The organism is Pseudomonas sp. TH34 (assembly GCF_016650865.1).
GTDB lineage: Bacteria > Pseudomonadota > Gammaproteobacteria > Pseudomonadales > Pseudomonadaceae > Aquipseudomonas > Aquipseudomonas yamanorum.
On record NZ_JAEKFB010000022.1, the window covers coordinates 260,363 to 273,363 of the forward strand.

The 13,001-nt window shown below is 61.3% G+C and carries 10 protein-coding genes; 5 read left to right on the plus strand and 5 right to left on the minus strand.

Going from position 1 to position 13,001, the window contains the following annotated elements; genetic code table 11:
• The first annotated feature begins 53 nt into the window (after nucleotides 1–53).
• A complete protein-coding gene (locus tag JFU58_RS17970) occupies nucleotides 54–806 on the plus strand; it encodes a TetR/AcrR family transcriptional regulator (protein WP_063028731.1) in 753 nt (250 codons plus the stop codon).
• A 230-nt stretch (nucleotides 807–1,036) separates the two neighbouring features.
• On the opposite strand, the gene JFU58_RS17975 is transcribed toward JFU58_RS17970, so the two are convergent.
• Nucleotides 1,037–1,882, minus strand: a complete 846-nt coding sequence (locus tag JFU58_RS17975; protein WP_201141447.1) for an alpha/beta fold hydrolase — start codon at nucleotides 1,880–1,882, stop codon at nucleotides 1,037–1,039.
• Between the two features lie 106 nt (nucleotides 1,883–1,988).
• On the opposite strand from JFU58_RS17975, the gene JFU58_RS17980 reads away from it, so the two are divergent.
• A complete protein-coding gene (locus JFU58_RS17980; RefSeq protein WP_063028735.1) occupies nucleotides 1,989–2,852 on the plus strand; it encodes a LysR family transcriptional regulator in 864 nt (287 codons plus the stop codon).
• On the opposite strand, the gene JFU58_RS17985 is transcribed toward JFU58_RS17980, so the two are convergent.
• Nucleotides 2,853–3,914, minus strand: a complete 1,062-nt coding sequence (locus JFU58_RS17985) for an FUSC family protein (protein ID WP_201141449.1) — start codon at nucleotides 3,912–3,914, stop codon at nucleotides 2,853–2,855. It lies immediately after the preceding gene.
• Between the two features lie 154 nt (nucleotides 3,915–4,068).
• On the minus strand, nucleotides 4,069–5,694 hold the full coding sequence (locus JFU58_RS17990; protein WP_093208112.1) for an NADP-dependent glyceraldehyde-3-phosphate dehydrogenase: 1,626 nt from the start codon (nucleotides 5,692–5,694) through the stop codon (nucleotides 4,069–4,071).
• 159 nt (nucleotides 5,695–5,853) lie between these two features.
• On the opposite strand from JFU58_RS17990, the gene JFU58_RS17995 reads away from it, so the two are divergent.
• Nucleotides 5,854–6,714: a Dyp-type peroxidase gene (locus tag JFU58_RS17995; protein WP_093208115.1), complete on the plus strand. Its 861-nt coding sequence runs from the start codon at nucleotides 5,854–5,856 to the stop codon at nucleotides 6,712–6,714.
• 812 nt (nucleotides 6,715–7,526) lie between these two features.
• On the opposite strand, the gene JFU58_RS18000 is transcribed toward JFU58_RS17995, so the two are convergent.
• Both JFU58_RS18000 and JFU58_RS18005 read right to left on the minus strand, forming a co-directional pair.
• Complete coding sequence (locus JFU58_RS18000; RefSeq protein WP_242488273.1) at nucleotides 7,527–7,964, minus strand: winged helix-turn-helix domain-containing protein; 438 nt, start codon at nucleotides 7,962–7,964, stop codon at nucleotides 7,527–7,529.
• 72 nt (nucleotides 7,965–8,036) lie between these two features.
• Entirely contained in the window at nucleotides 8,037–11,255 is a 3,219-nt protein-coding gene (locus JFU58_RS18005) for a type III effector HrpK domain-containing protein (RefSeq protein WP_201141451.1), read from the minus strand.
• Nucleotides 11,256–11,818: 563 nt separating this feature from the next.
• Here JFU58_RS18005 and JFU58_RS18010 point away from each other — a divergent pair.
• Both JFU58_RS18010 and JFU58_RS18015 read left to right on the plus strand, forming a co-directional pair.
• Complete coding sequence (locus tag JFU58_RS18010) at nucleotides 11,819–11,980, plus strand: hypothetical protein (RefSeq protein ID WP_003207273.1); 162 nt, start codon at nucleotides 11,819–11,821, stop codon at nucleotides 11,978–11,980.
• 115 nt (nucleotides 11,981–12,095) lie between these two features.
• On the plus strand, nucleotides 12,096–12,989 hold the full coding sequence (locus tag JFU58_RS18015) for a SctD/MshK family protein (RefSeq protein ID WP_177070382.1): 894 nt from the start codon (nucleotides 12,096–12,098) through the stop codon (nucleotides 12,987–12,989).
• Nucleotides 12,990–13,001: the final 12 nt, after the last annotated feature.

The window sequence follows — 13,001 nt, forward strand, 5'->3', positions numbered from 1 at the left end:
AAAAATCAAATTAATTTTTAAAACAATATTTCCGCAGTGGAACCCCACCCCCTATGGTCGCGAAGAAACTCAGCGCTCCAAACGTTACCAAGACTCGATTGCTGGATGCGACAGAGGCTCTTTTCATCAAATACGGCTATGACGCTGTTTTGTTGCGGCAGATTACCGAGAGGGCCCAGGTCAATCTCGCTGCGGTGAATTACCACTTCGGGGACAAGGATTCCCTGATGAAAACCCTGCTGATGCAACGCCTGGAGCCGCTCAACGAGCAGCGCCTGGAGTTGCTGGCCAGGTGCGAGGCCGAATCCGACGGCCCGCTGGACTGCGACACCTTGCTTGGCGTGCTGTTTGCCCCGGCCATGGGCCTGGAGCGCAGTGATCCTGCCAGTGGGGAAGGGCGTTCCTTCATCCGTTTCCTGGGGCGGGTGTACAGCGACACCTCGCCGTTTATCCAGGAATACCTCAAGGTGCATTACCAGCCGGTGTTCCAACGCTTTTTTGAAGCGTTCGCCCTGGCATTGCCAGACCTGCCGCGCAACGAACTGGGGGTGCGTTTGCAATTTGCCCTCAAGGCAATCTCCGGGGTGATGGCCGGTACCGAGCTGCGCTTGCTGATGAACTCCATGAGCCTGGGACGCCCGGCCACGGATGCCGAGGTCATGGCCAAGCTGATTACCCTGGTGTCGGCAGCGATTCGTGTGCCGCAGCAAAGTCCTGAAGCCGAAACGGCCCTGGCGCGGGTGCTCGATACCCAGCGCGCGATCCGTGAGCAAGCGGCGTCGCCTGTCGACAAGATTGCTCGCTGATCCATCAAGACCGGCTCGCAATGAGCCGGTTTGCTTCGACTCCTCTCTGAGGAAACCGAGTGAACACTCAAATCCCGGGCAAAAAAAACCCGCTGGGGCGGCGGGTTTTTAACTACAGCGTTTGTAACGGATGAGGCTTCACCCTACGTCTCCGGATGTGAATAAAACGTGAAAAATATGTAAGAGAAAGTGTGAAGTCTAGTGGCTTGTGTAAACCCGACAAATGGCAGTCAGCGTTGACTGTGAACCCGGCCAATAAAGTCCAAAAGGTACTCACTCACCCTTTCCGGCGCATCCTCCATCAGAAAATGCCCGGCGTTTTCCACCACCTGCAGCACTGCTCCACGAATGTCGTTTTGCAGGCGATGTGCATACGCCAGGGGCTGCCATTCATCTTCAGCGCCCCACAAAATCTGCACCGGCAAATCCATGCCCGGCAGGCGCTCCGCAAAATCGGCGGTATACCGCGAGTCGTAATGCGCCACCTGATGCTGGTAGAACGCCGGCTGGCCGATCACGCCACTGATCGGCGCCAGGTATTCCTCCAGCAGCGCGCCCTGCATCACCCTCTTGTCGAACACGGCCATGGCCAGCTGTCGGATCATCAACGCGCGGTGTTCATCCGGCGCCATGCGCGCATGTTCGGCAAATCGCTGATGAATCCCGCGCCAGGTGGGCGATGGCCACGAGTCATAGCTGGGGGCGTCGGCGACCGTCAATGAGTGCACCCGCTGCGGATGGTCAAGGGCAAACAGCAGCGCGTTGACGCCGCCGATGTCATGGCCCACCAGGTGCACCCGCTCAAGCCCCCAGTGGTCCAGCAAATCGCCGATCAAGCGGCTTTGTGCGGCCACCGACGTATCGGCCTGGAGTGGGCGCTCCGAAGCGCCAAAACCCAGCAGGTCGAACAAATGGACCTGCATGCCGGCGGCAGTCAGGCGCGGCACCACTTTGCGCCAGATGATGGAATGGGCGGGCGTGCCGTGCAGCAACAACACTGGTAGCCCCTCACCATGGCGGCCAGCGGCAATGCGCCAACCGTTGATCAGTGCGGTTTCGTTAAGCAGGGCAGTCATGACAGATCCTCGCAGTGAATGAAGGCTTTACCCTAAAGCTCGGCTGGTCATGACGCCAATGACAACTTACTCTCTACCTATCCTGTTTTTGTCATAGGTGTTGATCATGAACCAGCGACTGCCCATCGATGTGCTGCGTGCCCTGCAAACCGTGGTCGAAACCGGCAGTGTCACCCGCGCGGCCGAGCGCCTGAACCTCAGCCAGTCGGCGGTCAGCTGGAAGATCAAGCGCCTGGAGAAACAACTCGAACGGCCATTGATCCAGCGCGAGGGGCAGCGCCTGGTGGCCAGTGATGACGGCGCGCAGCTGCTGGTCCACGCCCGGCGCATCATCGAGGCCCACGACGCGGCGTTGGCGCATTTCAATCCGGTGCAGTTGCAAGGCTCCATCCGCCTGGGCGCCACCGAACAGGTGCCGATGGCCGAGCTGTCGAACTTGCTCGGCCAGTTTTCCCGGCAGCACCGTCAGCTGGATGTGCGGATCGTGGTGGAGCAGAGCCACGTGCTTCGCCAGGCCCTGGTGGACCGCGAGCTGGACCTGGCGCTGCACCAGGATTTCATCCCGCGTATCGAAACGCGTGACCACTTGCTGTGGACCGAACAGGTGCACTGGTGCGCCCGGCCCGGCTGGCAGGCAGCGCCTGACGAAAGCGTGCGGCTGATCACCTTCGGCCCAGGCTGTTTTTACCGGCAACTGGCCCAGGAACGCCTGAGCGCCTTGGGCATTCGCTGGCAGGTGGTGGTGGAGTGTGGGTCGGTGGAGGGTGTGGTATCGGCCATCGCCGCCGGGTTGGGCATCGGCCTGCTCAGCAGTGACCATCTCGACAAGCGCGTGGAGGTGTACCGCCCTTTCGAGCAGCAGATGCCGCTGCCCGAAGTGGCGAATGTGTTGCGCTTTGCCGAGGACAGCCCCGAGCCCCGGTTACAGGCGTTGCAGCAACTGCTGGTACAGGCGCTGCACCGGGGCTGATCAGATTTTCCAGTGGCTGGCGCTCTTGGCCAGGCGCTGGCGCATGCCATCAATGTTCGCCGCCAGTTGCAGGGTCAATAACCGGTAACCGTCCAGGGCGTTGACCACCGGCACTTCAAATGTCTGCTCGTGGGTCGGCGTATTGCTCGGCCGTTCCAGCCGGTCGGTGGCCCCGGATTGCAACGCCCGCGCCATCCCGATCAACTGCACCCGGATCTGACGATGCTCGGCCTTCAACGCCACTTGCATACGCGCCAACGCTTCCTTGTCCCGTGGATCGGGCCGAGTGTTGCCGAGGATCTCCAGGGTGCTGATGCACATCCGCAAATGCCGCTGCAGGGTGTCCAGGTCGGTCATGGAAATCCGCACTTCCTTGGACACCGATGGCATCAATGAGCGCAGTTGCAGCATTGCCGCATTCAAGCGGTTGAGCAGTTTCAGGTGCTCATCGTCAGTGACCGACTGGCCGCTGATGATCCGGCTATAAATCGCCGCGCAATCGCGCAAGGCACTGGCCAGGTTGTAGCGCCAGGAATACACCGCATACAGCGGCAGAGCGAAGGAAAACGCCAGGGCCAGGACGATACCGATCAGGATGTCGACCGTGCGCCACAGCCCGTCCGATATCGGATTATCGCCATGGCCCGCGACGATAAATACGGTGATCGCCGACAGCAACGCGATGTAGCCGCCCTTGCCGATGGCGTGATAGGAAAAGAACCCGCACACCACCGACATCAGCAAATAGGTCAACAGCGGCTGCCCCAGATACGCCTGTTGCAGCACCAGCAGCAAACCGACGCTGGCGCCGATCAACGTGCCGTAGGCGCGCTCGACGGCTTTCTTGCCGATATTGCCGTGGTGCTGCAAACCGCCGATCACGATCAACATCGTCACCGAGGCCCACTCACCGTGGGGCAGATTGATGCCGGTGGTCAGCAGGATCGTGGCCAGCAACCCAATGGAAACCCGCACCGCGTGGATCAATTTGGCATGACGGTAGCGCCGATACGGGTCCAGCAACGGACGCAGCAAGCGGCGGGCGAAGAGAGGGAGATTCATTGGTATCAGGGTAACCTCGTTGTTCAGGCTTCACTCAGTTCCAATGTGGGAGCGGGCTTGCTCGCGAAGGCGGCGTGTCAGTCAATACATCCGGCGACTGAACCACCGCTTTCGCGAGCAAGCCCGCTCCCACATTTTTAGATCGGTGTCGGGCTCAGAAAATATAGTCAGTGGTCAGAAAGCTCGATGTGCGCTCCTGCAGGATATCGCTGACCAGTTCCTTGTTGCTTGCCTGGAACTTGGTCGCCACCAGGGTACGGATCGAAAACACCCGCAGCGCATCATGCACCGACAGCGTGCCCTCGGCCGAGTTCTTGCGCCCGTTGAACGGGAAACTGTCCGGTCCGCGCTGGCACTGGGCATTGATATTGATCCGGCCCACCTGGTTGGCGAACGCGTCCACCAGGCGCCCGACTTCCCTCGGGCTGGTGCCGAAGATACTCAGTTGCTGGCCGAAGTCCGATTCCAGCACATAGTCGATCACCGTCTCCAGGTCGCGGTAAGGCACGATCGGCACCACCGGGCCAAACTGCTCCTCGTGGTACACGCGCATCTGCGGGTTCACCGGGTACAGCACCGCCGGGTAGAAGAACGAGCCACGGCTGGCGCCGCCATTTTCGTTCACCACCTTGGCGCCATGGGCCAGTGCGTCGGTGACCAGGCCGCCGAGGTAATCGACCTTGCCCTGCTCGGGCAGCGGCGTTAGCGACACACCGTCTTCCCACGGCATGCCAGGCTTGAGGGTCGCCAGCTTGCGGTTGAATTTTTCGATAAAGCTGTCGACCACGTCTTCATGCACAAACAGGATCTTCAACGCGGTGCAACGCTGGCCGTTGAACGAGAGCGAACCGGTGACGGCTTCGTTGACCGCATTGTCCAGGTCGACCTGCGGCAGCACGATCCCGGGGTTCTTCGCATCCAGGCCCAGCGCCGCGCGTAGGCGGTGGGGTTTCGGGTGCAGTTTCTTCAAGTCACTGGCGGCCTTGTTGGTGCCGATAAACGCAAAGATATCGATCTTGCCGCTGGCCATCAGCGCGCTGACGGTCTCGCGGCCGCTGCCGTAGATCACGTTGATCACGCCGGCCGGGAAGCTGTCGCGGAACGCCTCCAGTAACGGGCGAATCAGCAGTACGCCAAGCTTGGCCGGCTTGAACACCACGGTATTGCCCATGATCAGCGCCGGGATCAGCGTGGTGAAGGTCTCGTTCAGCGGGTAGTTGTAGGGGCCCATGCACAACGCCACGCCCAGCGGTACGCGGCGGATTTGCCCGAGGGTGTCCTGTTCCAGCTCGAAGCGGCTGGAGCGGCGGTCGAGTTCCTTGAGGGCATTGATGGTGTCGGTGATGTAGTCGCAGGTGCGGTCGAACTCTTTCTGCGAGTCCTTGAGGTTCTTGCCAATCTCCCACATCAGCAGCTTGACCACCGCCTCGCGCTGTTCACGCATGCGCCGCAAAAACGCTTCTACATGCTGGATGCGATCCACCACGCGCATGGTCGGCCACGCGCCCTGGCCACGGTCGTAAGCGGCTACGGCGGCGTCGAGGGCGGTCAAAGCCGTGTCGGCGTCCAGCAGCGGGGTGCTGCCGATGATCACCGGCGTGTCACCGTCGGCACCGCGCAACTGCACCGGGCTGCGCACTTCGGCCAAGGGGCCGTTCCACACATGCAACTGGCCGCCGACCAGGTAATCGCGTTGTTCAATGGGCGCCGCGAGCCGGAATTGCTCGGGAATCTCTGCGGCAGTGGGAAACAGCTGGGCGAGCAGGTTGTCGGTGGTCATGTCGCTACCCCTGGAATGGTTGCAAAACGTGACTAGAGATTCACCCATCAACGCCCCGTGTGGCAAGGGCTAGACGCATTAACCCGCGAACCTTGGAAAACCTTGAGCACAACCGTGAGCTCGCCGGGTAAACTGCGCGGCTTTCTTGAAGGAGTTCACATGAGTCAGTACCAGCCGGGCATTCTTGCCGCACCGGTGCCGTTGCAGGCACGCCATCTGTTTTTTGCCATTGAGTCCCTGGACGCTGTACCTGCCGCACTGGATGCGCTGGTGCAGTTGGTGGACGCCAATGCGGTGGTCGGTTTTGGTGAGCCGCTGGTGAATGCCCTTGGTGCCCGGATTGACGGGTTGCGGGCGTTCCCTCATGTGAGCGGGCCGGGGGCGGAGAATCCGTCGACCCAGCAGGCGCTGTGGGTCTGGTTGCACGGTGTGGATCGTGGTGAGCTGCTGTTGCGCAGCCGGGCGTTCGAGAAGGCCCTGGCGCCGGGGTTTGGTCTGGTGCAGATGACCGAGGGGTTTCGCTACAAGACCGGGTTTGATCTGACCGACTATGAGGATGGCACTGAGAATCCGCATGATGATGCGGCGGTGGACGCGGCGGTGGCGCAGGGTGGTGCGAGCTTTGCGGCGATCCAGCAGTGGCAGCATGATCTGGATGGGTTTGCGGCGTTGCCGGCTCTGGAGCGGGATCACATTATTGGTCGGCGCCATGGTGATAACGAGGAGCTGGAGGACGCGCCGGAGTCGGCGCACACCAAGCGTACGGCCCAGGAGAGTTTTACCCCGGAGGCGTTTGTGGTGCGCCGGTCGATGCCTTGGGCGGAGAATGGGCAGGCGGGGTTGATGTTCCTGGCGTTTGGGCATTCGTTTGATGCGTTTGAAGCGCAACTGCGGCGGATGAGTGGGCTTGAGGATGGGATTGTTGATGGGTTGTATCGCATTAGTAAGCCGTTGACTGGGGGGTATTACTGGTGTCCGCCGGTGCGTGATGGGCGGGTGGATTTGAGCTTGGTGCTCTGAGGTTTTTGTTTTGGGGACATATCCGTTATTTAGGTAACGGCCACTTATGGTTTCGCTCTTACAGCGAGTCACTTTGCAGAAGCGGCAAAGTAACCAAAGCGCTCTGCCCCGCCTGTCGGCACCTCGCCTAGGCTCGGTGTTCCCTCACTCCGGCACTGCTCCGCGGGCCGCCGCGACGGGCCATCCATGGCCCGGCGCGGCTAAACCGGCGTCCTGCCGGTTTACCCGCTCCGCACTGCCTGCGTTCGGCCTCTGGCTTATTGGGGCAGTCAGATCAAAATCAAAAGCAAGAGCACAGCGGCCTCCCGGCCGGCTTGAGTGTTAAAAGCAAAGACTAAATCCAGAGCGAAAGCCAAATCTGAAGCTGATGCAGCTCTGCTTTTCTGTGGGAGCTGGCTTGCCTGCGATGCAGACAACTCGGTTTTTCAGATACACCGAGGTGATGCCATCGCAGGCAAGCCTGCTCCCACATTTGACCGTGCCCGCTCTTGATTTGGCTTGTGCCTTTGCTTCACCACACTCAAGCCGGCCGGTAGGCCGCTGTGCTCTTGATCTGCTTTTGATCTTGATCTTAGGCGCCCCGTTAAACCACGCTGGCCGAACGCAGGCTTTGGAGCGTGGGTAACCCGGCAGGACGCCGGGTTAGCCGTCCTAGGCCAAGGATGGCCCATGACGGCGGCCCACGGTCCAAAGCCGGAGTGAGGGCACACCGAGCCTGGGCGAGGTGCCGAGTGGTGGGGCAAGAGCCTTTTGGTTACTTTTGGGCTCCTTTCAAAAGTGACCCGCTGTAAGAGCGGAACCCATTTCAGCCGTTACCCAAATAATGGATATGCCCCCGATCCAAATCCCCCCCAAACAACGCCGACAACTATAAACCCCCAACACCACCGGCTTTTTCCGCGCCCCACGCTCAACCCAGGTCGGCGCAACAAACCGATACCCCTGGCCCATCGCGGTCGAGATATAGACCGCATCATCACCCCCAACGCCCGGCGGATCGCCTTGATCTGCGCCCGCAGGTTGCACTCTTCCACCACCAACCGTGGCCAGGCGATGTCCAGCAATTGGGTCTTCTCCAACAGCTCACCAGGCCGGGAGGCGAGAGCAATCAGCAACGTCAGGGCCCGACTACCCAGGCTCACCGGCTCACCGTTTTTCAGCAGCAGATGACGCCTGGGCAACAGTCGATAAGGCCCAAAGTGAATTTCAAAAGCGCTGTCTTCAAGAGGGCTGCGTTGTGAATACGTCATGTGATTAACCTTTGTGCATGTTCAAAAACACAACCCCGCGCGGCTCCCTTCGCGCAAGGCTGCAAGAGACGGTCAGGTGTTAATCGCCGGGATCGGATCTTCCGGATAATCACCCGGCTCCGTAGGCCCGCCAGTCAAACCGTATTGCTTGAGCACCGGCACAAGCTCGCCGTAGAACGCGTCCTGCGCCTTGCCATGAGCATCGGCCAGGGCGAAGGGCAGAAAGGCGCTGCCGATCCCGCCAAGAATCGCCGTAGCCCCGCCAAGAATGCCGCTGATGGTCCCGGCCACCGCGCCGATTTCCGTCGCGCCGTACAACCCGGCCCCGGCTTCCACCAACCCGGCCACCGCCGCACCCGTGCCCAGCACACCGGTGGCCACCGAGAAACTGCCGCTCAGGTAATCACCTTTTTTCAACGAGTCGACACCGCCAATCACCCCGATCACGCCGCCGATAATCCCGCCCGCCGAGCCGATGATCTTGCCGGCCGCGCCGAGGTTGGCGATTTGCTGCGGACTGAGCGGGCCCTTGCCCACCGGTACCTTGCCGGGGAAGTCACCAATGGTGCCGCCATCCGGGCGGTTGACCCAGGTGATGCCGTAACCCGCTTCCTTGGCATATTTGGTGCCGCCTTCCATCAACAACCCGGCAAATTGCAGCCCGGCGGATACCCGGTTTGCGTCCGCCACCGGCGTGTTGCTGCCGCTGGCCGAACGGGCCATCAGCACGCCGCTCATCAACACCGCACTGCCGATGTGCAGCAGGCCTTGCTTGAACGCCGGGCTGACGTCGCCGAACTTCATGCCTTCGATGGCCTTGGGCAGTGCGTCGGCGATCTTGTCGCCCTGGCGCCCGATGTCCCATACCGAACGCAGCATCGACACCACTTGCGCCGGATCGATCTTGCCGCCGTCCGAAGTGACGAACATCTCTGGATCTTTTTGCTGGGCGTCGTTGATCGCCGCGGTGACCTTGGCTTCGTCGAAGTTGCCCTTGCCGTCCCCCAGGGTGATGTTCAGGGTGTCGGTGGTGGCGCCGCCGAGCAGGGCGTCGCCCAGGGCTTCGTTGAAATTCACCTGCAAGGTGGCGGCGTCATCCGCTGAGGCTTTGTCGCCGAGGAAGGCCTGGGCCGAGGCAGTGCTGGCGGCGAAGCTGCTGGCGGCCACGGTGGGGTCCATGCCGCCGGCCACCGCGTCGGTAAAGGCCTTGCCGGTCACCAGTTCGGTTTTGTAGTACTGCTGGATATTGTCGCTTTGCCCGGCCTTGTCGGCGATGCCGGTCAGGTCCACATGGCCGTTGCCTCCCAGCGCCAGATTGGCGATGGTCGTATCGTTGGCGGCGTTTTGCAGGCCCATGCCCATGTCGATCTGCTTGCCGTTCTGGTCCTTGGCGTTGAGGTTGTCGTTGAGGTTTTTGCCGGTCTCGATGTCGCTGGTGTAGTAGTTCTGCATCGCGACTTTCATCGTCGGGTTGCTGTCGACGATATCAGCCAGTGCCGGGCCGCGATTGTTTTGCAGGAAGCCTTGTACGTCCGGGTCGGCCGAGAGGGTTTCGATGCCGCTTTGCAGCTGCGCCTTGATCTTGTCTTCGTTGGGGTTGAGGCCGTAGTGGGGCGAGGTGTACTTGTCCATCAGCCCGGCGTGGGGCACGTAGTCGCTCACCAGCAGGCGGGTTTGCGCGTCGGTGAGTTGCACCAGCACTGCGGCTTTTTGCTCGCCGCTGTAGTTCTGCGGGTTGGCCAGGATGTCGGCGGTCAGGCCCGAGGTGTCGACGCCGGCGACGGCATCACGGGTGGCGGCGCCGTCGAGGAAAGTCAGGGTGTCGCTGTCGGTTTTCGGCGCCTGTTTCTCCAGCCAGGCGCCGATGTTGTCGCGGGTGCCGATGCCGTCCGACTTGCCGGTGGCCGGGTTGTCACCACCGGTTTCCAGGGCATGGAACATCCCGGGTCTGGACCACATGGCCGCCGCGCCGGTCAGCTCGGTGCTCAGGGCTGAATCGCTGCCCAACGCTTGCAGGTTGTCGGTGCGCAGCATGCCGTCGTTGCTGCGCTGGTTGGCGTCACCGGGGCGCATCGCCGAACCTGCGCCGGCGGCCAGGCTCTCGTTGGCCATCAGGATTGCCGCCGACTTGGCATTGGCCTTGGCCAGGTCTCCCGGATTGCTGCCGAGGAAGCTGCCATAGGATTTCGACGCAGCGCCGAGGTCCTTGCCGGCGTTGTCGATGAAATGGTCAACGTCCGAATGGGTGATCACGTTGTCGGCCTTGCCGCGCCCGCCGGTGTCCAGCGCGGCCATCAGGCTCGGGCTGCTGGCGACGTACTTGAGCACGGCCTGGGCCTCGGGCGGCAGGGTCGTGGGCGGGTTGGCGAAGTCGATCGGCGCACCGTGCAGGCCCCAGGCATCCCAGTTTTGCGAGAGCAATTGCGCGGCCGCCTTCGGCCGGTTCAGGTCCAGTTCTTCCTTGGTCGGCGTGCCGCTGGTGTTGCCGGTGATCGTGTCCCAGTCCTTGGCGCCGGAAACGCCGAACGACGAGGTGTCGATCCAGGACGTGTCCGAGGCCCCCGCGGCGCCGGTGCTACCGGCATACAGTTTGGCCACCTGGTCGTACAGCGCGGGGGTGATGTCCTGGGACACGATCACCTTGTCGCCCGAAGCAGTGGTATAGCGAATCAACCCCGGGCCGACTTCCTCGGGTGGGCCGATCTTCGCTGCCGGGTCCATGGTTTCGGTGGGACCGGCCAGGCGATAGCCCTCGGCCTGGCTGGCGTTGATCGCGAACAGCTTGGCCGAATCGCCGCTGACCTGAGCGAACAGCGCGGGCGTTTCCTTCTGGCTGACCACGACTTTGTCGCCGGCACTGGTCTCGTAGCGGATCAGCCCCGGGCCCAATTCGGTGGTGCTGCCGATCGCCTTGTAGTTGCCCAAGCCGGGCGCCACGGTGCTGGCGTCGGCCTCCTTGTAGCCGGCGCTTTTGCTGTCAGCCAGATTCTTCTCAAGGGTCGCGTCGCTTTGCTGCGCGTTGTACTGGTTGACCAATTGCTCAAACAGCCTGGGGTTGTCGATCTGCTTGAGGGTCACCGGTTTGTCGCTGCCCAGCGGGGTGTAGGTGATGCTGTTGTTCACCGGTGCCTGTACGTTCTGGTACGGCAGCGGGATGGACGGGCCGCGGATTTTCGAGGGGTCGAATACCGGCCGGTCGACCGCCGTGAACAGGGCTTTTTCAAATGTGCTCCGGGCGCCATCCGGGCCCTTGTTATCGGCAGGATCAAGGCCATTCGGGATCGCAGTCATAGATCACCTGGAAGTTGTCTTATATCAATCGATATTTAGTGCAAGTGCACTAACTGGGGCGGGCGAAAGTTGCGAAGTGTTATTGAACAAGCCCGCGCCGAGCTATCAAACGCGATGATCAAGTCGCTTTTGTTACAAATGGCAATATCTGCAAAGTTGGGCAATTGGCTATTAGTTAAAAGTGTGAAGTTGTCTGCGTTATTTTCAAAAATTGTTGGGTAGTCAACGTTTTTGCCCAGGCGTTATTGGCCTCTACATTGTTCAAAACCGTTCATGCTTAAGCGAAGTGCCCCGTAATCATTGGGTTTCGTCATGTATTGGATTTTCAACAAAAGTTCCACGCCTGCCTGGGGATGAGATTTTCTCAACGGCAGGTTGAGCCGGATTTTTCACAGCCCCCACCCTGAACGTTTCACAAGCTTTCACAGCGAAGGCGTTTTATTCGTGAGTAGTATGGTTCCCATGCAAACCGACGGCTGCATTGCCAACTCACTGTCTGACGCGGGGAGTTCGGTTCGGTTTGCATACTGCTTAACTTCCCTATCGATGCAAGGAGATTGAACATGGCTACTACTCCACCAGTAAGTGCAGGCGGCGCCGACGACGCTATCGCGAAGATGGAAGCAACTTTCAATATGGCCATCGAGAAGTCGGCCAAGATCACCGAGATCAGCACCGCGAAAAAAGCAGAGCTCGACGCCACCAAACAGCGTCCGCAGAACTGATTCGCCATACGGGCAGCGCCGGCGCTGCCCGTATACCTGCCTGACCCCGTTGCACCGTTGTTGATCGGCACAGGTGTGGTTGCTGCCTGTGATTCTCAAGGGGGCAAACCCAACCATGACAGCCTTGATTTCCCTGGGCCTGCCCGCCGCGAACGGCGCGCCGACCCTGCTCGTGACCCACGGTTTGCACCAGGGCAGTTCCCTGATGCTCGACCAGCCGGTCTACACCCTTGGCGCCGCCTTGGCTGCCGACCTTCAGCTCAGCGATCCCGGAATCGCCGAACTGCACCTGCGCCTGCGTTTTGAAGGGGCCCAGGTGGCCGTCGAGGCCCTCGGCGGCGATGTACTGATCACCGGTACTGCCGGTGATATCCGCATTCCCCAAGGCAGCGGCCATCGCGCGCGGCTGCCGTTGCAACTGCGCATCGGCACGGCGGGTGTGAGCTTGGCGCTGCCGGGCAGCCCTGAAAAACCACCTGTAGCCACACGCACCTTTACCCCGTGGATCATCGCCACTGCCTTGCTGTTCGTGTGCGCAGGTGCCTTGGCCTTTCGCAACGATCCACCGCAAGCGGAGGCCGTACTGCCGGTCGCCGAAAAAGCCGTGGCCAAGCCTTCCCGCGCCGACGCCAAGGCCTGGTTCGAACGGCAATTACAGGCCGCCCACCTGGACGCCGTGACGGTCAACGACATCGACGGCCAGCTCAACGCCGTCGGCTCCTTCGAGCGGGCGCAAAAGCCTCAGTGGGTCGCCCTGCAACAAGCCTTCGACCAGCGCTATGGCCAGCAGATCGTGCTCAACCCGCGGGTCGCGGTGCGTGCGGATGCGGCCCGGCCACGGGTGCGCTTCCAGGCGGTGTGGTTCGGCACCCATCCCTATGTGATCAACGACAGCGGCAAGCGCCTGTACCCCGGCGCGGCCTTGGCCGACAACTGGGTACTGGAACGCATCGAGAACAACCAGGTGATCCTCGCCCGTGGCGAAGAACGCTTCACCTTCACCCTATGACGCTGCTTTTTT

What these genes read in the sequence shown, in the direction of transcription:
- JFU58_RS17970 (WP_063028731.1), top strand. Translation starts at nt 54, where the DNA reads ATGGTCGCGAAGAAACTCAGCGCTCCAAACGTTACCAAGACTCGATTG.
- JFU58_RS17975 (WP_201141447.1), bottom strand. Translation starts at nt 1,882, where the DNA reads ATGACTGCCCTGCTTAACGAAACCGCACTGATCAACGGTTGGCGCATT.
- JFU58_RS17980 (WP_063028735.1), top strand. Translation starts at nt 1,989, where the DNA reads ATGAACCAGCGACTGCCCATCGATGTGCTGCGTGCCCTGCAAACCGTG.
- JFU58_RS17985 (WP_201141449.1), bottom strand. Translation starts at nt 3,914, where the DNA reads ATGAATCTCCCTCTCTTCGCCCGCCGCTTGCTGCGTCCGTTGCTGGAC.
- JFU58_RS17990 (WP_093208112.1), bottom strand. Translation starts at nt 5,694, where the DNA reads ATGACCACCGACAACCTGCTCGCCCAGCTGTTTCCCACTGCCGCAGAG.
- JFU58_RS17995 (WP_093208115.1), top strand. Translation starts at nt 5,854, where the DNA reads ATGAGTCAGTACCAGCCGGGCATTCTTGCCGCACCGGTGCCGTTGCAG.
- JFU58_RS18000 (WP_242488273.1), bottom strand. Translation starts at nt 7,964, where the DNA reads ATGACGTATTCACAACGCAGCCCTCTTGAAGACAGCGCTTTTGAAATT.
- JFU58_RS18005 (WP_201141451.1), bottom strand. Translation starts at nt 11,255, where the DNA reads ATGACTGCGATCCCGAATGGCCTTGATCCTGCCGATAACAAGGGCCCG.
- JFU58_RS18010 (WP_003207273.1), top strand. Translation starts at nt 11,819, where the DNA reads ATGGCTACTACTCCACCAGTAAGTGCAGGCGGCGCCGACGACGCTATC.
- JFU58_RS18015 (WP_177070382.1), top strand. Translation starts at nt 12,096, where the DNA reads ATGACAGCCTTGATTTCCCTGGGCCTGCCCGCCGCGAACGGCGCGCCG.